Genomic DNA, 20,544 nt, shown 5'->3' with positions numbered 1-20,544 from the left:
ACACACACTTAAGCATAGAGATTCATTTTGTACACACGGAAACTGGTGATGTCATAGCGATAACCTGCGCCATTAACGTCTTCACTCTTATAGTAACCGGAGGTCATCGTCGCTTCAAAAAGCACCGACTTCGTCTCTGGATCGATCTCCTGCAGGAGCAAGTTACCCATTGCTTCACTTCCCGCTCGTGGGTCATCAATATCACTGTCTCCCGGCTGGCAAGAAATAGCGAGTCCATTTTCATCAAACGTACAGTCGCCAAAATGCACCACAATATTCCCGTTTTGCTGTACTTCTTTAGCGCTCACACAGCTGCTATAACCGCGAGATCCCAACTCTTTCCCATACGCGAAAGGACGCATAACCGTCATCAAATTCAGATCAACGATGAAATGCACAACCTGGCTGTAGTTATCTGGCGGGAGAAGACTTTTACTGTCTTCACGGGAGCGAAAGTTACCGTTGTCAAAGACCATAAACTCAACAATTCCCGGTTCGTCATTAGCCACCTCAACCACGTTATGCTGCCCCCACGACCAAAAATCTCGGTTTGCAGCATCCACATCATCTTGATTACTGAGGTCGTAAAGAGGAATGCCTTCGCTGTCGACAGGAGTAAGAAGATAAGGCTGATAATCCTCTGTCCAATCCTCATGCGTGGACATAATAAACTGCAGCGCTTCAGTTTCCAGATCGATACCAAAAACAGCACTCTGATGGCGTCCTGAGGCAATTAGCAAATTATTCGTTTCATTAACATAGCTCTGGTTGATATGCAGCCAGTCCTGAACGGTCGCGTCTTCACCTGGAGCGGTCCCTGTTGGACGCGCTGTACGGGAGGTATCCAGAATCGTTGCCATATCGTAATAAGCAATCTCCTGTCCCGTTGAAAGATCAACCACAGATACGCCATCCTCATTCGTTTTCAGCGAATCAGGACGACCAGAAGTATATTCAGAGGGCGCAACAATAGTATTACTGTCCCACTGCCAAATTGAATGGTGGAACTGGTTGTCCAACATATAAAATGTATACAGCCGCCCCATCATGTCAAACTCATACATATCCAGATAGGTATTTTTGGCTTCTGAGGTTGCCAGGAAATGACCATTATCCACACGAACCAAATTGAAGGATGGGAAGTCTTGTGTAACATACCAGCGCACCACGCCATCCTGATCCAGAGCGTAATTATAACGATCGAAATGTGTAATAAAATAACAGCCCGGCGCAAGCATATCTGTGTCAGTCGCCGATTGCGTCACATTAACAATGGGGAACCCAAGCTGCACATCTGCAGAATCTGTTTCAGGCAAAGGTTGAGTTGCAATCGTGTAAGTCGCATTGATCTCCTCGTCAACCAATAGGGTAAGTAGGTTATCGGTATCAGCCACCAGACCCAGTACAGGCAGCAAATTTTCCCCCACACTCAACGTAACCTCTTGGGTAATCAACATCGCATTTTGCGCCAAATCCTGAATGTTTAACGTAATGGTGCGTACTTCATCGCTCCAAACACCGGCATAAGCACTTAAGGGAGCGGTGCCATAAGGATTGAGAATAATAAGTGCATTATCTAGTGTATTCTCGTCAGTGATCTGCGCCAGACAATCTTGGTAAATAGCTGTATGACTGAGAACTATCTCATTATTAGTGTCGATACCCTGATTCACTGCCGGGCGAGGAGTCGGTAACTTAAGATTCTGCGCAGGAATATTTTCCATTATAAATCTCCATTGTATTCATTTCACCGTTCCACAGCGGAACAATAAAACAAATACATGGAAAATCATCAATCAGATAATAAAAAGGCATCAATTACTATCAATGTAAAATATGTTATAGTGTGATGTTTTTGTTATATTCAAACTTTAAGTAATTCAATACCATTGTGACATTTGCTGGCGACAAACGACTGAGTTGTAAGAAAAATGGATGTACCTGTAAAAACTGGATGAATTTTGTTGCTCCGGTTAGGGTTGCATAACGCAGCATACTCGTTTTTTTATTCCCTGTTAGATTACATACGGCTTTAGCATAACCGCGAGACGAAAAAGAACGCCAGACATTATTACGTATTCCACCGCTACGAAATACACGATAGGGAAAGTTTGCATCCGATGGCAAGTCACCCATTTCTCTTACAAATGAGATATGACAACGGCTTTGTCGAATAGATTTCAAATTCGCCATCATACATCCCCCTAATATAAAACATTCATGATCAATGTAGTGCTGAACATTAAGGGTTCGTTCATCTGTAAGTTCTTTGACCAACTCAAAATGTCGATATGCAGGGAGGACGGGTTTTACCAACATTCCGGGATCGTTTTTGTGCAACGCGGCGGGACCATAATCCACATCAAATAATGTGTTTCGTCGCATTGTCATGAGTTCTTTACGTTGGACAAGATGCGCTAGCGTGCCGGATGGTAGGCGTTCTTCATAGTCAGAAATATACTGATATTCTTCTTCTACAGCCTGAGTGGAATAATTGGTTGTCACAGCAATAACTCTACCACTGCTTTCCTCTGCCGTAACCAGAACATACAGGCTGTGGTCGCCACCGTTAAATTTAACCCGAAAAGCGCGTGTGCTCATGGCCAAATCGAATGCTGGAAATGTGAATTCTCGTTCGGATTGATTTACGCTGCGAGATAATTTTTGTAATGCACGGTTCAGTCCTGTGCTGTCTAATGAAAGCGTCGTTCTGATATCTGCCAATGAGGCACCTTCCAGGATAAGTCTGGCAAGGCTTTCCTGGCGGACATCCGCTTTATGCCGACCAAGGAAAACAAAGGTTTTATGACACTGAAGACAGTACAGTCGGGCCTCTCCCTGGGCGGAAAAACCGTACTTTTTCAATGACGAACTGCCACAACCAGGACAAGCCTTAATTAGCCCTCTCCAGGGCAGGTTAGCCGACAGACGGAAAAGATTGAGCGAACGTTCAGAAATGACCGGGAATGAGAATCCACATTCTCTGCACAAAATGTCCTTACCTTGCACCAAATAATCCGGGCTGTTGAGGATACCCATATTTTTGCACTCAGGCGTTTTACAAGCATCGACATTGATTTGGAAAAACATATTCACTCCCTGCGAATATTACTGTCATACAAATATTGTTTTTATCTCTGCGGGTGAAATATTATTTTCACAGAGCGTCTTCATCGCCCCCATCGCCAATGCTGTATGGGCAAAAAATGCCTGATAACCAGCGCATAAATAGTTCTGATTCAACATCCCTGAGGCCGAAGGTAAAAAACGGTGTTTGGGGCATCCCCCATGGCAGGCAAATTGCCACTGACAGGAGTAGCATTCTTGCGCCATTGTACGGTTTTTATCATTGCCGAATTGCCGGTTCTGCTCGCTATTGTTCATTGCGCGTAGCGTCGTATGCTGAATATTTCCCAACTTGTACTGTGGATAGACAAAGTGATCGCAGTTATAGACATCACCGTTCATTTCCATCGCAAACGCACTACCGCATGTGGGAGCAAACACGCAGACTTGCGGAGGTAGACCACACCAGGCCCCAAGCGTCTGCTCAAAGAGTTGTATGCCAATATTACCAATGTCCTCACGGATCCAGACATCAAAAATGGCATTGAGGAAGTGGCCGAACTGAAGGGAATCAACAGACCACGGCATCATGGTTATCTGTTTATCATCAGGATGTGCCAACCTGCCATCCTCGCTAGCGCTGCATCGTTCAACGAGCGGGATAAATTGCATATATCGGCTGCCAATACTTTTCAGGTATTGATAGACCTGCAGTGGGAAACGCATATTAGTGTGATTAACAACCGTCAGTGTATTAAATTCGACGCCATGGCGTACCAGACATTCAATGGCCTGTTCAACTTTTCTGTGCGTCGGTTTACCCGAACGAGTCACACGCCATTCATCATGTAGCACGGCATCACCATCAACAGAGATCCCGACCAGGAAATCATTCTGCCGGAAAAAAACAGCCCATTCATCATCGATTAAAATGCCGTTCGTCTGGAAAGTATTAACAATGCTCTTCCCTCTCGCGTAATGTTGCTGAAACTCAACCGCTCGCTGATAAAATGCGCGCCCCATCAGTGTCGGTTCTCCACCTTGCCATGCAAAAATGACTTCATCCACATCCTGTGCGGCAATGTGTTGTTTGATGAATAATTCCAGCATGGAATCTGACATCCTGTAATTACCTTTTCTGTCTGGATACAGTTTTTCTTTCTCCAGGTAAAAGCAGTATTTACAGTCCAGATTGCATACCGACCCTGTCGGCTTAATCATTACCTGGCAACTTTTCCTGTGCATCGCGAAGGTCCATAAATAAAAGAACCCAGCCCAGCACCAAAGTGCTGAGCCAGGCGGGCATAGCCCTAAGTGGCATACACTGTATTTTTATTATTATCCGGTTAGCCCCAGGTGACCGGAGTCGGTTTCTCGCCTCGAGCTTTCATCAATGAATCGTTATCAATATCCTTTTTGTACTTCAGGAATTTACCGTACATCTGTTTTTCAATATCAGGCTGTTTGCCAATCAAGTTAAGCGTTTCAAACCGATCCTGTTTCAGGTTATAGAGATACTTCGGCTTATTCTCACGATCGATGATCATTTTCCAGTCACCATCACGCATAGCCCACTCATCGGTAGGGTCGTCCTGGAATGGCATATCAATACCGAAGATCAGCGGTTTTTCACGGTTTAACGTTTTCTGCTCAAGCAGCGGCACCAGAGACTGCCCATCGTAGGAACGATCTGTTGGGAGTTTGAAATTCATCATGTTGGCCAACGTCGGCAACCAATCAAGACCGTAAACCGGCGTATCAGAGACCATCCCTTGTGGAATATGTTTGCCATATTTGATAATTGCCGGAACGCGGATCCCGCCTTCCCACAAGTTATCTTTACGGCCACGCAAGCCATCGGTCTCACCCGCCAGATTCAGCTCATACACTTTACGTGCTTCACGAGTGACAGGTCCGTTATCACTGGTAAAGATAACAATGGTGTTATCTTCTTCGCCCATCGCCTTGATCTTATCCATCACTTTACCGACCTGAGCATCCATATAGCTGATGTTAGCGTAATACTCTCCCGTACCGCGCCACGGTTTATCAGCCCAGTCACCATAGAACAGATCCGGATGCTGTTTTTGATAATCACTCATGTATTGCGAGTACATATCAAGGTATTTTTGGGGTGAAGCCAGTGGGCTGTGAACCTCTGTAAACGCAACATATAGAAAGAACGGTTTATCATCTTTCTTATTATCCAGCCAGTTCACAACTTCGGAGCTGACCAGTTCACCGCTATAGGTGTCCGCTCTGCCAATCGATTTGCCATTACGCACAAACCCAGTGGGATGCACGGTGCCATAGCGTGGACGTTCTTTGGCATTATCCAACGTAGAATCGGTCACAAAGCCGGAAGCATTGACCAGACCATAGTCAAAACCCATATCTTTTGCCTGTGGTTGGTCAGTACGGTCGCCACCAGCATTAAGATGCAGCTTACCCATCATCGCCGTATCGTAACCCTGTTGCTTCAGCAAGTTAGCAATAGTCAGTTCATTTCGACCTAACGCAACATTAGTGCCTTCAGGGATCCAGGAGCGAATCCCTGTACGAAACGGCATTCGGCCAGTAAGCAACCCAGCTCGAGAGGGAGAACACAGAGGAGCTGGCGCATAATAATCGGTAAATTTCACCCCGTCCTGAGCCAGTTTGTCGATATTAGGCGTTTTAACGATTCGATGGCCATAAGTCGCCAGATCGCCATAACCTAAATCATCTGCAAGAATGATGACTAAGTTAGGGCGTTTATCCGCAGCGGCTTGTACGGTTGATAATGCACTCCCGGCACATAGAGCCAATCCGATCATGCTGGCAACGACAGTTCTTTTCATTCCAACTCCTTTGAATTATCACATAGTCAATTACGCGACAGATCTACCAAAAAATTAAATTTCTGTTTAATTTCCACCCTCGCTATTACATGGCGATGTAATAGCGACAGAAAAACAAAGAACAATATACATTCACAGATATTATATTAATCACGAAAGCCATATTAACAATATAAATACCAGACTTATCTATATAATGCAGCGAAGAAAAGTTTATTAGAAATGAATACGCCAACAAGTGATGAAGATCCCAAATGTTATGGGATACATTTTCCTTTACCCTTCTAATGTCAGTATATGTTGTTTTCTCATCGCTAACCTATTAATCTCCAAGGAATAATACTTAACAGATAAAAAAAATAAAATACCGAATAAAAAATCCATGTTACTGTTGTAACACTGAACACTTTCAAAAAACATCAAGTTGCCATTTAAAAAACAACACTAATTGACACCTGGCACCGTTAACACTCAATCACTGACATTTTTGCGACATCTATCACTCACGAATAAACCCCCAATCAATAGACTCTCATTTTTTCCGCACATTATTAGTATCTTTACCTCATGGAGTTGAGCATGAATAAAATATATATTAAGAGTCTACTTGCTGCATGCGTTATCTTATCCACCTTCAATAGCCATTCTGCTGAACTAAAACGCGTCTATGGAAAGATTAGCCTCGGCTACGGTGACTGGAATAAAGGATTTGTGAACGTCGATCGAGGTGAAGTATGGAAAGCTGTTGCTGATTTCGGCGCTGTTTTTGATAGAGGTGAATTCGCCTCATTTTACGAAATGAATGTACTCAACCATCCAGTAGAAGGACGTAACCATACGACTCAATTTCTTGGACATTATCGTCCGATAGAAGGGTCTGATTTTACGTTAATGACTAAACTTTATATGTCGATGGAAAACAAATTTGGTGATGAGTTGAACATGATGTATGGGGTAGGCTACCTGGGTCTGGTAGAGAAATCATGGTTTATCAAACCTTATGTCGCGATACATAATTTATCCAGCGACTATAACTCTGCAAAATACGGTCAGGCTAATGGATTTAACGGCTATGTCCTTGGCTGGGTTGCTGCATATAATTTCGAAATGCTTAATGAGAAATTTGCCATTTCAAACTGGAATGAAGTTGAAATGGATCGTAATGATGCTTATGCAGAGCAGCAAGGTGGGAAAACGGGTCTAAATGGTGCCGTTACATTTACCTGGAAATTTATGCCCCGCTGGACAGCCTCTGTATCCTATCGTTACTTCAATAATAAATTAGGGTATCAGGATTATGGTGACCGTATGAATTACCTGGTGGGTTTTGAATTCTAATTCATCAGCAGAAAAGTAAACTCTATAGTTAGCAATTAATCTTAGATATATGTTTATCAATAAATTAGACATAGACCGATGTTGTATATTTAACAAATGGATGGTTAATATGAAAAAGAAATTTTCAGTATCATTACTTTCTCTGTGTATCGGGTTATCATCAGCCGTAACGTTCTCCGCTGATGCCCGAGATATCACAATCTATTACACCAATGATTTACATGCCCACGTCTCTCCAGAAATTATTCCTTATGTGTCTAAAACCCGTGAAGTTGGTGGGTTTGCGCCCATTTCGAAAATTGTTAAAGATGCAAAAGCCAAAGAAAAAGATGTTTTTTTCTTTGACGCTGGTGACTATTTTACCGGACCGTATATCAGCACCTTAACCAAAGGTGAAGCCATTATCGATATACTGAATACTATGCCCTATGATGCCGTCTCAGTAGGGAACCATGAGTTTGATCACGGGCATGAGAATTTGGTCACACAACTCAGCAAACTTAAATTTCCGGTGCTGCTCGACAACGTTTTTTACAGCGGAACGGAAAACCCGTTGATTAAAACACCGTATACCATCGTCGAAAAAGATGGCTTAAAAATTGGTGTTATTGGTATGCACGGTGTTTCCGCGTTTTATGAAGCGATTGCAGCAGGTGTACGTGAAGGTGTGGACTGCCGGGATCCTGTTCCTTATGTGAAAAAACAGCTGGAAGAGTTAAAGGGAAAAGTTGACCTCACTGTGCTTCTTGCGCATGAAGGCGTCCCAGGCCGCCAGTCCAGTGGTGGTGATGATGATGTTGCTCGCGCGCTGAAGACCGATGTTGAAATGGCTAAAACGCTTGAAGGTTACGGGTTGAACGTGCTTATCACCGGTCACGCTCATAAGGGTACACCGGAGCCGATTAAAGTCGGAGATACGCTTGTCGTCTCTACTGATGCCTATACGATTGAATTAGGTAAGCTGGTACTTGACTGGAACCCTGAAACGAAAAAAGTGGATAGCTACAACGGCAAACTCATCACGATGTACGCAGATACCTACAAACCCGATCCACAAACACAAGCGAAAATTGATGAGTGGAATAATAAGGTTAAGGCCATTACTGACCGCGTCGTTGCCCACTCACCGGAAATTCTGACCCGCTCCTATGGTGAATCAGCAACGACAGGTAACTTAATAACCGATGCATTGTTGTATAAAGTGCCTTACGCCGATGCTGCCTTCTATAATGCTGGCGGTATTCGTTCCGAACTACCAAAAGGCAATATTACCTATGGTGATGTATTGAGTATGTACCCATTTACCAATGATGTGATGAGCATGGATATCAGCGGCAAAGATCTGAAAGCCATTATGTCGCATGCAGCCGATCTGAAAAATGGTATTCTGCATGCTTCTAAGACCGTACAATTCAAATATGACAGTACGAAACCGCAAGGCCAGCGCATTGTTGAATTCAATATTAAAGGCAAGCCGGTAGAAGACAATAAATACTACTCTGTTGCGCTCGACTCATTCATTGGTAAAGGCGGTGGTGGGTTTACCTTCACCAAGGGTAAAAATGTAAAATATATCAAGGGACTGCAAACTGCTCAGGCAATTGTTGATTACATGGAACATATCAACAACATTACACCTGATCACACCATGCGTGTCGATGATATTAGCAAGTAGTGACTTAGCCTCAAGTATTTAAACATCATGCGGCCATAAAATGGCCGCATTTTCTATACCTAATTAAAAGAGTGGCAATTTATAAACTCTGAATGCTGAGATATCATAGCGATAATCATCCCCATTGACTTCAGCATTCTTATAATAGCCCGATGTTACGGTTGCCTCGAACAGCAGTTGTTTGGTTTCCTTATTGATTTCTTGCAGTACCAGCATACCCAGTGCCTGACTACCATCCAGCGGATCTACAATATCACTATATCCTGGCTGGGCGGATAAAGGGCGACCATTTTCATCCATAGTGCTTGCGCCAAAATGGATGACCAGATTACCATTACTGAGTAAATGCTTGGCACTGACAAAACTGCTATATCCCCGGCTTCCCACCTCTTCTTTACCATATTCATACGAACGTGATACCGTCATTGTATTCAGATCGATTCTAAACTGAACCACCCGGCTAAAATTATCAATCGGTAGCAAACTTTTGGCATCATCCCGGGAACGGTAATTTCCATTGTCAAACACTAAGAACTCCAGAATACCACTCTCTGTATTTGGGATTTCAACGATATTATGCTGACCCCATGTCCAGAAATCACTGTTCGCTGAATCAATTCCTTCCTGAGTAGAAAAATCGAACAACGGATTACCTGATTCATCAACTGGGGTAAGTAGATATTCTTCAAAGTCAGAGGCCCAGTCCTCGTGATCTGCCATAATAAAGCGCAATTGCCCCGACTCAACATCAACCCCAAAAACAGAACTTTGGTGGCGCCCGGATGAAACCAGCAAATTGTTCGTCGTATTAATATAGCTTTGGTTGATATGCAACCAATCATCCATCGTCACAGATTGACCTGGCGCACTTCCCGATGGGCGTGGAGAACGTGAATAGTCCATCACTTTCAACATATCATAATAAGCGACTTCAAGCCCGGTAGTCAGATCGATAATGGAAACACCATCCTTGCCTGTTGAATAATCGTCAGGGCGTCCATTGGTATACTCCGAGGGAGCAATAGCAAGATTGTTCTCTAATGGCAGAATAGAGTGATGAAACTCATTATCAAGCAGATAGACTGTATACACTCGTCCCATTACATCAAATTCATACATGTCCAGGCAATGATTGACACCCTGTGATGTCGCCAGAAAATGTCCATTGTCTATTCGAACAAAATTGTAGGAAGGAATCTCCTGAGAAACATACCAACGAACGATACCATATTGGTCAAATGCCAGATTGTAACGGTCAAAATACGTAGAGAAATAAAGGCCATCAGCTACTAATGAAGATTCATCAACGGCTTTGGTTACAGTAATAACCGGGAAGCCAAGAGTAATATCCGCAGAATCCGATGGCGGTAATGCTGCAGGCGTTACCGTGTATTGCCCTACAATCTGCGTGCCGGAGATCAAGGTAACGATATTATCTTCGCCAGCAACTAACCCCGAAACAGGAACCAGGTTAGCGCCAGTTTGCATGCTGTATGTCCATGAGACGGCAACGGTGCTCTCCTTACTATCCTGAACAGTAACCGTTATATCTTCATTCAGTACCCCCCATATCCCTAAATAAAGACTTAAAGGCGCAGTTCCATAAGGATCTAAAGTAATTAACGGATTCTCATAGCTATCCGTGTCCGTCACTGCCGCGAGCAGACTTTGATAGATTGCATTATGTGAAAGTACCATCGCATTATCAACGTCAATTTGTTGGTTAATGGGTGTGCGAGGAGCTGGCTGGCTGATAGATAACTTATTGATGTTCATATTTCCACCTTTCCATAAAATAGTATTCATTTCTTGTCAGCAACATAATACCGACGTTTCAAAAATAATAAGATAGACACCGTGGCACAAATAAATAACAATAAAATATTATGATTTAACATATCATGAACGTATAAGTAATAAATAACATTGCATAGCGCTTCTCACGTTGTGGCTAAAATACTATAAATTGCCATTTGACCTACGCCAGAAATCAGCACAATATTTATAGCCACTGACTAATGACTAATTTAAAACATAGCATGTATTTAATTAAGTATTCATTCAAACTAAATTAGCGTTAGTTTCTGTGATCTGTCTCCTTTTTATATGCAAATGGTATATATATACATTGAACAATTGATTTTTAGAACTTAGTCTTCCTGAACACTCTTTAACAAAACCTGGTATATAAATGACCATTTACATTATTAAAAATAGCTGTATATACGATAACATCAATCATGAGTTAAAAAGCAAAGATGGGACCCGGGCGATAAAACTTACCCACATGCGGTCTAAGTGTTTAGATTTTATTCTAACTAATGCACAAGAATTGGTGATTAGAAAAAATCAGATTTCAGCTGTACTATGGGAAGAAAGAAGTGAATTTATAAACGATGCAAATTTAACACAACTACTATACCTGGTCAGAAAAGACCTGAAGTTTTTTGGTATTGATAATTTGTTTGTAACAATCCCACGTCAGGGGATCCAGCTTAATGGGGATATAGAAATTAAATGTTTGGAAAACAAACAGCACATTTTCCAGAATCGTTTTATTTATCCTATAACAATAGCTCTGATCGCGCTAATAATTCTATATGCCGTACTGAACTTTTACTTATCATAAAGCAGTAATGCCCATGGATGGGCAATACCACTCACTTAACAAAAATTTGTGCTAACTTATCTTTCAACATTTTCAATACAGGTCCTGCAAACACCCCACCCAGCCCGGACAATATAAGTATCATATGAGTCCCTGCGCCTTTATCAAGGGCAATGCTGGATAGCAAAAAACCAGTAAAACATGAAATAACAACTTGTTTTAGACATCCTTTAATATTTTTCTGCGTTCTCCTTCGAGTTTCTCTCATGAGGTAACTCACAACGCCTCCCCATGCGCTTACGATGATAACCGCAAGTATCGTTTCAAGCTCGATGATACCTCGAACAGTAGGTTCCGAACCAATTATCATTGTCATAAAAATATCCTTATCATTTTATGGATGAATACTTAGACTGCAACATAAAAATCCATTGTCGAAGCACAGCATAGTATTTATTATATTTATATAAAGAAGCATAAATAGGTAATGTTTTAAATAACAACTCTTCGGGTAGTGTCAGTATTTCAATGTGATATCCCATTGAATGCTTAAAAAAAGAGGCCAATTCAGAAGGTATAATACAGATCATCTCTGTCGTTTCTACTATGTTTACCACCCCTAGCATCGAATCACTACGATAACCTATTTTACGCATCATTTTATTCTCGGTGTTACCTATTGAATAGCAACACTCATCTATTATATCTGGTGAGAATATATCAGATTGATATACAGCATGCGAAAAGGAATAAAAATGATGTAACGATATTTTATCGAGGACTGACAATGGATTATTTTTACCACAAATACAGACATATTGTCTAAAGACATCCACAAGATGAACTTCAATATCCATGTCTTGTGGCGGAGAAATGTTAATTAATATATCTCCCATGCCGGAAAATAGCATATCAGCCAACTTTGTTTTATCATTTTTACTCACTGCATAATGATTTATTGTATACGCCGCAGTTAACTTACTATCATTAATAAAATGTGACAGATAGTAATGCTCTACGATATCGTTACCTAATACCGTTATGACTGAAGGATTATCATTATCTGTTGAAGGAGAATAGGTATCGTTGATGGTATTCAGGACGTGGCAGTAGACTTTATGAAGTTCTAACCCTTTCTTAGTCGGTGTCAGTCCTTTACGGGTTCGTTCGAAGAGTTTAAACGAATAGATACTCTGTAATCGGCTTAATGACTGGGAAACAGCTGCTGGTGTTATTGATAGCCTGGCAGAAGCTTTGGAAGCGTTTCCTGATTCAACAACAGCGTTAAATATCTTAATTAAATTAAGGTCAAAATCATTTCTTTGAACAAGCATCTTATCCATTATTCCTCCGGGTAAGTCGGGGAACAAAATAGAAGAAAATCTTTATCTTAGGAAATCATTTCTCATCATTTATCCTGCACATTCATTTTTATCGCTAATGAACCAATTTTAGTATTGAATACTAAAATAAAAAAGCCTGGGACTCTGTCGAGGCCCAGGCTTTTTATCAGATGTAATGCAGTAATTATCGCGTCAGATCGTCAAAGAACTTCTTCACACCGTCGAAGAAGCTTTTGGAGCGCGGGCTGTTTTGCTCGCCCGTTGGACCACCAAAACTGTCCTGCAAATCTTTCAGCAGTTGCTTCTGCTTGTCGTTCAGGCCCACTGGGGTTTCAACCACCACACGACACAGCAGATCGCCCTGTGCACCACCGCGAACAGATTTAACGCCTTTACCACGCATACGGAACAGTTTGCCCGTTTGCGTTTCACCCGGAATTTTTAACTTCACACGGCCGTCCAGCGTCGGGACTTCAATCTCGCCACCCAGTGCAGCCATCGCAAAGTTAATCGGCACTTCACAGTACAGGTTATTGCCTTCACGTTCGAAAATTGGGTGCTGTTTCACCTGCACCTGAACGTACAAATCACCTGCCGGTGCGCCATGCTCACCCGCTTCACCTTCACCCGCTAAGCGGATGCGGTCACCAGTATCAACACCAGCCGGGATCTTAACGGACAGCGTTTTGCTTTTCTCTACACGACCATGACCGTGGCATTTGTTGCACGGATCTTTGATCAGCGTACCGCGGCCCTGACAGTGTGGACAGGTCTGCTGTACGGCGAAAAAGCCCTGACGCATCTGCACCTGACCAGAACCATGACAGGTTGGACAAGTCTGCGGCTGAGTGCCTGACTTCGCACCGCTACCGTGGCAAATGTCACACTCTTCCAGCGTAGGAATGCGGATCTCTTTGGTGACGCCACGCACGGCTTCTTCCAGAGTGAGATCCATGTTGTAACGTAAATCAGCACCACGTGAGGCGCGCTGACGACCACGACCGCCGCCAAAAATATCGCCAAACACGTCACCAAAGATATCGCTGAAGTCAGCCCCGCCGCCAAAACCGCCGCCGCCGCCCATACCGCCTTGCTCAAATGCTGCATGGCCGTACTGATCGTAAGCCGCACGTTTTTGCGCATCAGTCAGGATCTCGTAGGCTTCTTTGATCTCTTTGAACTTTGCTTCGGCCTCTTTATCACCCTGGTTGCGGTCCGGGTGAAATTTCATGGCCAGGCGCTTGTAGGCCTTTTTGATTTCACGCTCTTCCGCTGTTTTGGAAACGCCTAAAATCTCGTAATAGTCTTGCTTTGCCATTGTTGTTTTTCAGCCCTTTAACATACAAGCACGGGCGTGGAGAGATCTCTACGCCCGTGCCGATTAATTACCCTGCATCAGGGCGATTACTTTTTGTCTTTCACTTCTTCAAACTCAGCGTCGACAACGTCGTCATCTTTCGCGTTGTTTGCAGAAGCATCAGCGCCTGCTGCACCCGCTTGCTGCTGTGCATGCTGCTGCTGAGCGATTTCCATCAGCTTCTGGGAAACCTGCGCCAGTGCCTGCATTTTCGCTTCGATATCCGCTTTGTCTTCGCCTTTCAGAGAAGTTTCCAGCGCGGTCAGTGCAGACTCGATGGCAGTTTTGTCGTCAGCTGGCAGTTTATCGCCGGCTTCTTCAACCTGCTTACGCGTGCTGTGCAGCAGATGGTCGCCCTGGTTGCGAGTCTGAACCAGTTCTTCGAACTTACGGTCAGATTCCGCGTTCGCTTCTGCTTCGCGAACCATTTTCTGGATTTCTTCTTCGTTCAGACCAGAAGAAGCCTTGATGGTGATCTTCTGCTCTTTACCGCTGTTTTTATCTTTCGCGGAAACGTGCAGGATACCGTCGGCATCGATGTCGAAGGTCACTTCGATCTGCGGCATACCGCGCGGTGCCGGGCTGATACCATCCAGGTTAAACTGACCCAGATCTTTGTTATCAGCAGCACGTTTACGTTCACCCTGCAGCACGTGGATGGTTACCGCAGACTGGTTGTCTTCAGCGGTAGAGAACACCTGGCTGTGCTTGGTCGGGATGGTGGTGTTTTTCGCGATCAGTGCGGTCATCACACCACCCATGGTTTCGATACCCAGAGACAGCGGGGTAACGTCCAGCAGCAGTACGTCTTTCACATCACCGGTCAATACACCACCCTGAACAGCAGCACCGATTGCCACAGCTTCATCCGGGTTAACGTCTTTACGTGGTTCTTTACCGAAGAACTCAGCAACTTTCTTCTGAACCATTGGCATACGAGTCTGACCACCGACCAGGATGACATCCTGAACGTCAGAAACAGACAGACCAGCATCCTGCAGAGCAACTTTCAGCGGCTCGATAGAACGGTTCACCAGGTCTTCTACCAGGCTTTCCAGTTTCGCACGGGTCACTTTGATGTTCATGTGTTTCGGACCGGTCGCGTCTGCAGTAATGTACGGCAGGTTCACGTCGGTCTGCTGAGCGGAAGACAGCTCAATCTTTGCTTTCTCAGCGGCTTCTTTTAGGCGCTGCATCGCCAGCGGGTCGTTACGCAGGTCAATGCCCTGATCTTTCTTAAATTCGTCAACCAGGTAGTTGATCATACGGCTGTCGAAGTCTTCGCCACCCAGGTGGGTATCACCGTTGGTTGCCAGAACTTCGAAGGTTTTTTCGCCGTCAACTTCGTCGATTTCGATAATAGAGATATCGAAAGTACCACCACCGAGGTCATAGACTGCAATAGTACGGTTGCCGACTTCTTTATCCAGACCGTAGGCCAGTGCTGCGGCGGTTGGTTCGTTAATGATACGTTTAACTTCCAGACCTGCGATACGGCCGGCGTCTTTGGTTGCCTGACGCTGAGCATCGTTAAAGTATGCAGGAACAGTGATAACGGCTTCAGTTACCGGTTCACCCAGGTAATCTTCAGCGGTTTTCTTCATTTTTTTCAGCACTTCAGCAGAAATCTGCGGCGGTGCCATTTTCTGACCTTTTACATCAATCCATGCATCACCGTTGTCAGCACCGATGATTTTGTACGGCATGATGGCTTCATCACGCTGTACTTCTTCGTCCTGGAAGCGGCGGCCAATCAGGCGTTTAATCGCAAACAGGGTGTTTTGCGGGTTTGTCACTGCCTGACGTTTAGCCGGCTGACCAACCAGAGTTTCACCATCCTGGGTATAAGCAATGATAGAAGGCGTGGTGCGATCGCCCTCGGCGTTCTCCAGCACACGTGCAGTAGTGCCATCCATAATCGCTACACAAGAGTTGGTAGTACCCAGGTCGATACCAATAATTTTACCCATCTAAACGTCTCCACTAAAAATTCGGTCATCATGTGGTTGTGAATCTGTAATAAGGGCGAAACGTGCGGTTTCAACTACCCTGAATCGTTTTTTTTCAGACTCACCACTGCGGTTGTCTACAAGATGGGGTCGTAACCCACGTCATCAAGGGGGGCATGAAAATTTTTTTTAGCGTCGTGGCAATAAAATGAGGGAAAAACGGTTGAAAAGTACAATTGCGAATAATCACCACTCAAAATTTATTCATAAAACCAATAATAAAAAATCAGCCATTCACCAAAAAATTGTAATAAAAAGAAAAGATTACAGGAATGAATCGTTTTTCTGGCAGCGTTAAGATGACGGCAACGAACACATTTTTGAATCCGTCAAAGAGAAACACCATGAAAGCCGCATTAACGCTTCCCGCCAGCCTGTTGGCGGGTCTTCTACTGAGCAGCGCCGCGCACGCTAACGATCATAAAGTTCTCGGCATGATTGCGATGCCCAGAAATGAAACCAACGACCTGGCACTAAAAATCCCCGTTTGTCGCGTAGTGAAACGCATCCAGCTTACCGCTGACCGTGGCGATATTCATCTGAACGGTGCATCTGTTTATTTCAAAGCTGCACGCATGTCCAGTCAAAGCCTGAATGTCCCTTCATCCATTAAAGAGGGACAGACCACCAATTGGATCAATATTAATAGCGACAACGACAACAAACGCTGTGTATCCAAAATTACCTTCTCTGGTCAGTCGGTAAACTCGTCTGATATGGCGACATTGAAAATCATTGGCGACGACTAGTCCCTTCTGCATAAGTAGAACTCAGTATGAATGTCACGTATTTGAACGACGACGATCTCGCTTTTCTCCAGCATTGTAGTGAGGAGCAGCTCGCCGACATTACGCGTTTACTTACCCACAACGAAAAAGGGAAAGCCCGTCTGTCGAGCGTTCTGAGTCATAACGAATTGTTTAAATCGATGGAAGGACACCCGGAACAGCACCGCCGCAACTGGCAATTAATCGCTGGCGAGCTTCAACATTACGGCGGTGACAGTATTGCCAACAAATTGCGCGGGCACGGGAAATTATACCGGGCGATTTTGCTGGATGTCTCAAAGCGGCTAAAGCTCAAAGCAGATAAAGAGATGTCTACGTTCGAAATTGAACAATATCTGCTGGAACATTTTTTGCGAAATACCTGGCAAAAAATGGATGCTGAGCATAAGCAAGAATTTCTGCAGGCGGTCGATGCAAAAGTCTCCGAGCTGGAAGAACTGTTGCCGCTATTAATGAAAGACCGCAATCTGGCGAAAGGAGTGTCTCACCTGCTCTCCGGCCAGTTATCCCGGATTCTGCGTACGCACGCTGCTGTTAGCGTCATCGGACACGGACTCCTGCGCGGCGCAGGGCTTGGAGGCCCAGTGGGTGCAGCCTTAAACGGGGTAAAAGCCGTGAGTGGAAGTGCCTATCGGGTCACCATTCCGGCCGTGCTGCAAATCGCCTGTCTGCGCCGAATAATCAACACCTCACAAGCGTGATGCTCGTCACAGGGGAAAATAATTCATTTTCCCCTTATTAGATCATAGACAGTCCTCTCTCCCCTGATTATCATGCCGCGCCCCGAAGGCTGTGATCGTTATTCGGGGAAACTATTTCACCATTCAATCAATGATGATTTTGAGGAATTATGGGCAACACTAAGTTGGCTAATCCGGCACCGCTGGGCCTGATGGGCTTTGGCATGACCACCATTCTGCTTAACCTGCACAACGCGGGTTTCTTCGCCTTTGACGTTATTATTCTGGCGATGGGAATTTTCTACGGCGGTATCGCGCAAATTTTTGCCGGCCTGCTGGAATATAAAAAAGGCAATACCTTCGGTTTAACCGCCTTTACCTCCTACGGTTCTTTCTGGCTGACGCTGGTTGCGATCCTGATCATGCCGAAAATGGGCCTGGCAGATGCAACAAATGGTCAGTTCCTGGGCGTATACCTGGGTCTGTGGGGCGTGTTCACTCTGTTCATGTTCTTCGGAACGTTGAAAGCCGCCCGTGCATTACAGTTTGTCTTCCTGAGCCTGACGGTGCTGTTCGCGCTGCTGGCTGTTGGCAACATTGTCGGTAACGAAGCCATTATCCATGTTGCAGGTTGGGTTGGCCTGGTGTGTGGCGCAAGCGCCGTTTACCTGGCGATGGGTGAAGTACTGAACGAACAGTTTGGTCGTACCATCCTGCCGATTGGTGAAGCGCACTAATCGACGTTATCCCCCCTTACGGGGGGATATTCCTTACAAGCGCTGTAGCTCCCCCTGCACGCTCGCATCACGATGATAAATATCCTGTCGCAGCCATATCCCCAGACCTAATCCCACCAGCGACAACGCCAGCACATACCAGGCCGGAGCCATTGGCGACACGCTCATTAGCATTGTTACTGCAATCGGCGTCAGACCACCAAAAATGGCATAGGAAACGTTGTAGGAAAAGGAGATGCCGGTAAAGCGCACTTCTGCTGGGAACGCCCGCACCATGACATAAGGTACTGCACCCACAACACCAACACACAACCCCACCAGCCCGTACAACAGGAAGAGATACTCAGGGTGGCTGCCGGTCAGGTGATAGAAGAACCAGCTGGAACAGGCCAGCAGCAGGCTACCGATAATAAAGGTTTTGCTGGCACCAACCCTGTCGACAATAAATCCAGCCAGCAGACACCCGATACACAGCATAATGGTGGCGACACTGTTCGCCTGTAACGTCAGCGCGGGGGCAAACCCATACTGTTTCTGCAACCAGACGGGCGACATCAGAATCACCACCACAATCCCGGCTGATAACAACCAGGTCAGCAGCATTGAAATGACCACGGCCTTTTTATGTTTACTGACTACCGACTTCACCGGCAGTTCCTGCGCCAACGCCTTACGTTGCTGCATTTCAAGGAAGATAGGTGTTTCCTGCAGCCAACGACGCAAATACATCGCCACCAGCCCAAACGCCCCGCCCAACAGGAAAGGGATACGCCAGCCGTAGTCATGCACTGCCTGCTGCGTCAGCGTGGTATTCACCAGCGTCGCAACCACCGAACCTAACAAAATCCCCACCGTCAGCCCAGCAGTCAACGTTCCGCATGCGATGCCAATGCGACGTTCCGGTACATGTTCAGCCACAAATACCCACGCCCCCGGAACTTCGCCACCAATGGCTGCGCCTTGCAAAATACGCATCAACAACAGCAACAGCGGAGCCAGAATCCCCATTGAGGCGTAAGTGGGTAGCAAACCAATTGCCAGTGTTGGTATTGCCATCAGCAAAATGCTCAGGGTGAACATTTTCTTGCGCCCGACCAGATCGCCAAAGTGCGCCATGATGATGCCGCCGAGCGGACGCGCCAGATAGCCTGCGGCAAAAATACCGAAGGTTTGCACCTGACGTAGCCATTCCGGGATGTCTGTGGGGAAAAAGAGTTCGCCAACGACGGCGGCAAAGAAGACAAAAATAATGAAATCATAAAACTCCAACGCTCCACCGAGGGCAGCAAGCGTTAGGGTTTTATAATCCTGGCGATTCAGCGGTCGAGAGTGTTGTGACATAGCAAACCATGAGTCAGTGGAGTAATTGAATCTGTTCGTCGATATATGTAAAGCAAAAATTACTATATCGTAAACAATTCAATACTCCACCGTGATTGCTATTTATATCACGAATAGACTACTTTCAGGCGTTTGTATCGCGTATTGCACTTTTAGGGCGAAAAGATGCTACGACAGCCGGTGCAGTTTCCACATACGGCCCATCCAACAACTGTATACAATACGGTACACTCGCAAAGATACCCGGCACGATAACCTTACCGTCAGCATCTTTTACGCCTTCGAGCGTTTCTTTGATCGATTTAGGCTGCCCAGGCAGATTCAGGATCAGCGCCTGCTTGCGAATGACCCCAACCTGACGGGAAAGGATCGCCGTCGGTACAAAGTGCAAACTAATCTGGCGCATTTGCTCACCAAACCCAGGCATTTGGCGATCGGCAACAGCCAGCGTGGCATCAGGCGTCACATCGCGGCGTGCCGGACCGGTACCACCGGTGGTCAGCACCAGATGGCAGCTCATTTCATCAACCAGTTCGCATAACGTTTGCTCGATGATTGCCTGCTCATCCGGGATTAACCGCGTTTGCAGCTCAAAGGGGGTAGTCAGAGCCGATGCCAGCCACGCTTCAAGAGCAGGGATACCCTTATCCTGGTAAACGCCACTGGAGGCGCGATCGGAAATGGAAACCAGGCCAATGCGTAAAGTGTTCATGATTATTCCGTTTAAACAGTCTCGTTAAACAGAATGATACACTGCGAAGG

17 protein-coding genes are annotated in these 20,544 nt (G+C 45.3%); 6 read left to right on the top strand and 11 right to left on the bottom strand.

Annotated elements, in window-relative coordinates:
- Positions 1-8: 8 nt before the first annotated feature.
- The 4 genes from QMN38_RS12905 to QMN38_RS12890 form a co-directional block, all read right to left on the bottom strand.
- Entirely contained in the window at positions 9-1,724 is a 1,716-nt protein-coding gene (locus QMN38_RS12905) for an aryl-sulfate sulfotransferase (protein WP_271449987.1), read from the bottom strand.
- 115 nt (positions 1,725-1,839) lie between these two features.
- Positions 1,840-3,090 carry an IS1/IS1595 family N-terminal zinc-binding domain-containing protein gene (locus QMN38_RS12900; RefSeq protein WP_271449988.1) on the bottom strand — a complete coding sequence of 417 codons (1,251 nt, stop codon included), beginning with the start codon at positions 3,088-3,090 and terminating at the stop codon, positions 1,840-1,842.
- Between the two features lie 24 nt (positions 3,091-3,114).
- Positions 3,115-4,311: an anaerobic sulfatase maturase gene (locus QMN38_RS12895; RefSeq protein WP_323605179.1), complete on the bottom strand. Its 1,197-nt coding sequence runs from the start codon at positions 4,309-4,311 to the stop codon at positions 3,115-3,117.
- Positions 4,312-4,412: 101 nt separating this feature from the next.
- Positions 4,413-5,906, bottom strand: coding sequence for a sulfatase family protein (locus tag QMN38_RS12890; protein WP_271440447.1), 1,494 nt, complete (start codon positions 5,904-5,906; stop codon positions 4,413-4,415).
- Positions 5,907-6,485: 579 nt separating this feature from the next.
- Here QMN38_RS12890 and QMN38_RS12885 point away from each other — a divergent pair.
- Both QMN38_RS12885 and QMN38_RS12880 read left to right on the top strand, forming a co-directional pair.
- Positions 6,486-7,244 carry an outer membrane protein OmpK gene (locus tag QMN38_RS12885; RefSeq protein WP_271442878.1) on the top strand — a complete coding sequence of 253 codons (759 nt, stop codon included), beginning with the start codon at positions 6,486-6,488 and terminating at the stop codon, positions 7,242-7,244.
- Between the two features lie 100 nt (positions 7,245-7,344).
- The gene (locus QMN38_RS12880) at positions 7,345-8,919 is read left to right on the top strand and encodes a bifunctional metallophosphatase/5'-nucleotidase (protein ID WP_271449990.1); all 1,575 of its coding nucleotides are present in this window, start codon (positions 7,345-7,347) and stop codon (positions 8,917-8,919) included.
- Between the two features lie 63 nt (positions 8,920-8,982).
- On the opposite strand, the gene QMN38_RS12875 is transcribed toward QMN38_RS12880, so the two are convergent.
- Positions 8,983-10,695, bottom strand: coding sequence for an aryl-sulfate sulfotransferase (locus QMN38_RS12875; protein ID WP_323605178.1), 1,713 nt, complete (start codon positions 10,693-10,695; stop codon positions 8,983-8,985).
- Between the two features lie 415 nt (positions 10,696-11,110).
- On the opposite strand from QMN38_RS12875, the gene QMN38_RS12870 reads away from it, so the two are divergent.
- Positions 11,111-11,548, top strand: coding sequence for a winged helix-turn-helix domain-containing protein (locus tag QMN38_RS12870; protein WP_271449367.1), 438 nt, complete (start codon positions 11,111-11,113; stop codon positions 11,546-11,548).
- 31 nt (positions 11,549-11,579) lie between these two features.
- Here QMN38_RS12870 and QMN38_RS12865 read toward each other — a convergent pair whose 3' ends face one another.
- The 4 genes from QMN38_RS12865 to dnaK all read right to left on the bottom strand — a co-directional run bounded on the left by QMN38_RS12865 (position 11,580) and on the right by dnaK (position 16,197).
- Positions 11,580-11,903: a phage holin family protein gene (locus tag QMN38_RS12865; RefSeq protein WP_271442885.1), complete on the bottom strand. Its 324-nt coding sequence runs from the start codon at positions 11,901-11,903 to the stop codon at positions 11,580-11,582.
- A 13-nt stretch (positions 11,904-11,916) separates the two neighbouring features.
- Positions 11,917-12,870 carry a LysR family transcriptional regulator gene (locus tag QMN38_RS12860; protein WP_323605177.1) on the bottom strand — a complete coding sequence of 318 codons (954 nt, stop codon included), beginning with the start codon at positions 12,868-12,870 and terminating at the stop codon, positions 11,917-11,919.
- A 184-nt stretch (positions 12,871-13,054) separates the two neighbouring features.
- Positions 13,055-14,188 (bottom strand): molecular chaperone DnaJ, encoded by a 1,134-nt coding sequence (dnaJ, locus tag QMN38_RS12855; protein WP_271442833.1) that lies wholly within the window; start codon positions 14,186-14,188, stop codon positions 13,055-13,057.
- Positions 14,189-14,274: 86 nt separating this feature from the next.
- Complete coding sequence (gene dnaK / locus QMN38_RS12850) at positions 14,275-16,197, bottom strand: molecular chaperone DnaK (RefSeq protein WP_016151634.1); 1,923 nt, start codon at positions 16,195-16,197, stop codon at positions 14,275-14,277.
- A gap of 383 nt (positions 16,198-16,580) precedes the next feature.
- Here dnaK and QMN38_RS12845 point away from each other — a divergent pair, with 383 nt between their 5' ends.
- The 3 genes from QMN38_RS12845 to satP all read left to right on the top strand — a co-directional run bounded on the left by QMN38_RS12845 (position 16,581) and on the right by satP (position 18,441).
- Positions 16,581-16,985, top strand: coding sequence for a DUF2541 family protein (locus tag QMN38_RS12845; protein ID WP_271441686.1), 405 nt, complete (start codon positions 16,581-16,583; stop codon positions 16,983-16,985).
- A gap of 26 nt (positions 16,986-17,011) precedes the next feature.
- Positions 17,012-17,725 (top strand): acidic protein MsyB, encoded by a 714-nt coding sequence (gene msyB / locus QMN38_RS12840; protein ID WP_271441687.1) that lies wholly within the window; start codon positions 17,012-17,014, stop codon positions 17,723-17,725.
- Positions 17,726-17,874: 149 nt separating this feature from the next.
- On the top strand, positions 17,875-18,441 hold the full coding sequence (gene satP / locus QMN38_RS12835; RefSeq protein WP_323605176.1) for an acetate uptake transporter: 567 nt from the start codon (positions 17,875-17,877) through the stop codon (positions 18,439-18,441).
- A 33-nt stretch (positions 18,442-18,474) separates the two neighbouring features.
- On the opposite strand, the gene QMN38_RS12830 is transcribed toward satP, so the two are convergent.
- A complete protein-coding gene (locus QMN38_RS12830) occupies positions 18,475-19,782 on the bottom strand; it encodes an MFS transporter (protein WP_271441688.1) in 1,308 nt (435 codons plus the stop codon).
- A gap of 124 nt (positions 19,783-19,906) precedes the next feature.
- Positions 19,907-20,494 carry a molybdopterin adenylyltransferase gene (mog, locus tag QMN38_RS12825; RefSeq protein ID WP_137383781.1) on the bottom strand — a complete coding sequence of 196 codons (588 nt, stop codon included), beginning with the start codon at positions 20,492-20,494 and terminating at the stop codon, positions 19,907-19,909.
- Positions 20,495-20,544: the final 50 nt, after the last annotated feature.

It is taken from the genome of Citrobacter sp. R-1.5.2, from assembly GCF_035064245.1.
Classification (GTDB): Bacteria; Pseudomonadota; Gammaproteobacteria; order Enterobacterales; family Enterobacteriaceae; genus Citrobacter.
The sequence above is the reverse complement of the archived record's forward strand: the minus strand, read 5'-3'. Positions and strand labels throughout refer to the sequence as shown.

Excerpts from the sequence above, each read along its gene's own strand:
- dnaJ (WP_271442833.1), bottom strand. The coding sequence starts at position 14,188 with ATGGCAAAGCAAGACTATTACGAGATTTTAGGCGTTTCCAAAACAGCG.
- msyB (WP_271441687.1), top strand. The coding sequence starts at position 17,012 with ATGAATGTCACGTATTTGAACGACGACGATCTCGCTTTTCTCCAGCAT.
- mog (WP_137383781.1), bottom strand. The coding sequence starts at position 20,494 with ATGAACACTTTACGCATTGGCCTGGTTTCCATTTCCGATCGCGCCTCC.
- QMN38_RS12870 (WP_271449367.1), top strand. The coding sequence starts at position 11,111 with ATGACCATTTACATTATTAAAAATAGCTGTATATACGATAACATCAAT.
- QMN38_RS12885 (WP_271442878.1), top strand. The coding sequence starts at position 6,486 with ATGAATAAAATATATATTAAGAGTCTACTTGCTGCATGCGTTATCTTA.
- QMN38_RS12865 (WP_271442885.1), bottom strand. The coding sequence starts at position 11,903 with ATGACAATGATAATTGGTTCGGAACCTACTGTTCGAGGTATCATCGAG.
- dnaK (WP_016151634.1), bottom strand. The coding sequence starts at position 16,197 with ATGGGTAAAATTATTGGTATCGACCTGGGTACTACCAACTCTTGTGTA.
- QMN38_RS12890 (WP_271440447.1), bottom strand. The coding sequence starts at position 5,906 with ATGAAAAGAACTGTCGTTGCCAGCATGATCGGATTGGCTCTATGTGCC.
- QMN38_RS12905 (WP_271449987.1), bottom strand. The coding sequence starts at position 1,724 with ATGGAAAATATTCCTGCGCAGAATCTTAAGTTACCGACTCCTCGCCCG.
- QMN38_RS12895 (WP_323605179.1), bottom strand. The coding sequence starts at position 4,311 with ATGCACAGGAAAAGTTGCCAGGTAATGATTAAGCCGACAGGGTCGGTA.
- QMN38_RS12830 (WP_271441688.1), bottom strand. The coding sequence starts at position 19,782 with ATGTCACAACACTCTCGACCGCTGAATCGCCAGGATTATAAAACCCTA.
- QMN38_RS12880 (WP_271449990.1), top strand. The coding sequence starts at position 7,345 with ATGGTTAATATGAAAAAGAAATTTTCAGTATCATTACTTTCTCTGTGT.
- satP (WP_323605176.1), top strand. The coding sequence starts at position 17,875 with ATGGGCAACACTAAGTTGGCTAATCCGGCACCGCTGGGCCTGATGGGC.
- QMN38_RS12900 (WP_271449988.1), bottom strand. The coding sequence starts at position 3,090 with ATGTTTTTCCAAATCAATGTCGATGCTTGTAAAACGCCTGAGTGCAAA.
- QMN38_RS12845 (WP_271441686.1), top strand. The coding sequence starts at position 16,581 with ATGAAAGCCGCATTAACGCTTCCCGCCAGCCTGTTGGCGGGTCTTCTA.
- QMN38_RS12875 (WP_323605178.1), bottom strand. The coding sequence starts at position 10,695 with ATGAACATCAATAAGTTATCTATCAGCCAGCCAGCTCCTCGCACACCC.
- QMN38_RS12860 (WP_323605177.1), bottom strand. The coding sequence starts at position 12,870 with ATGGATAAGATGCTTGTTCAAAGAAATGATTTTGACCTTAATTTAATT.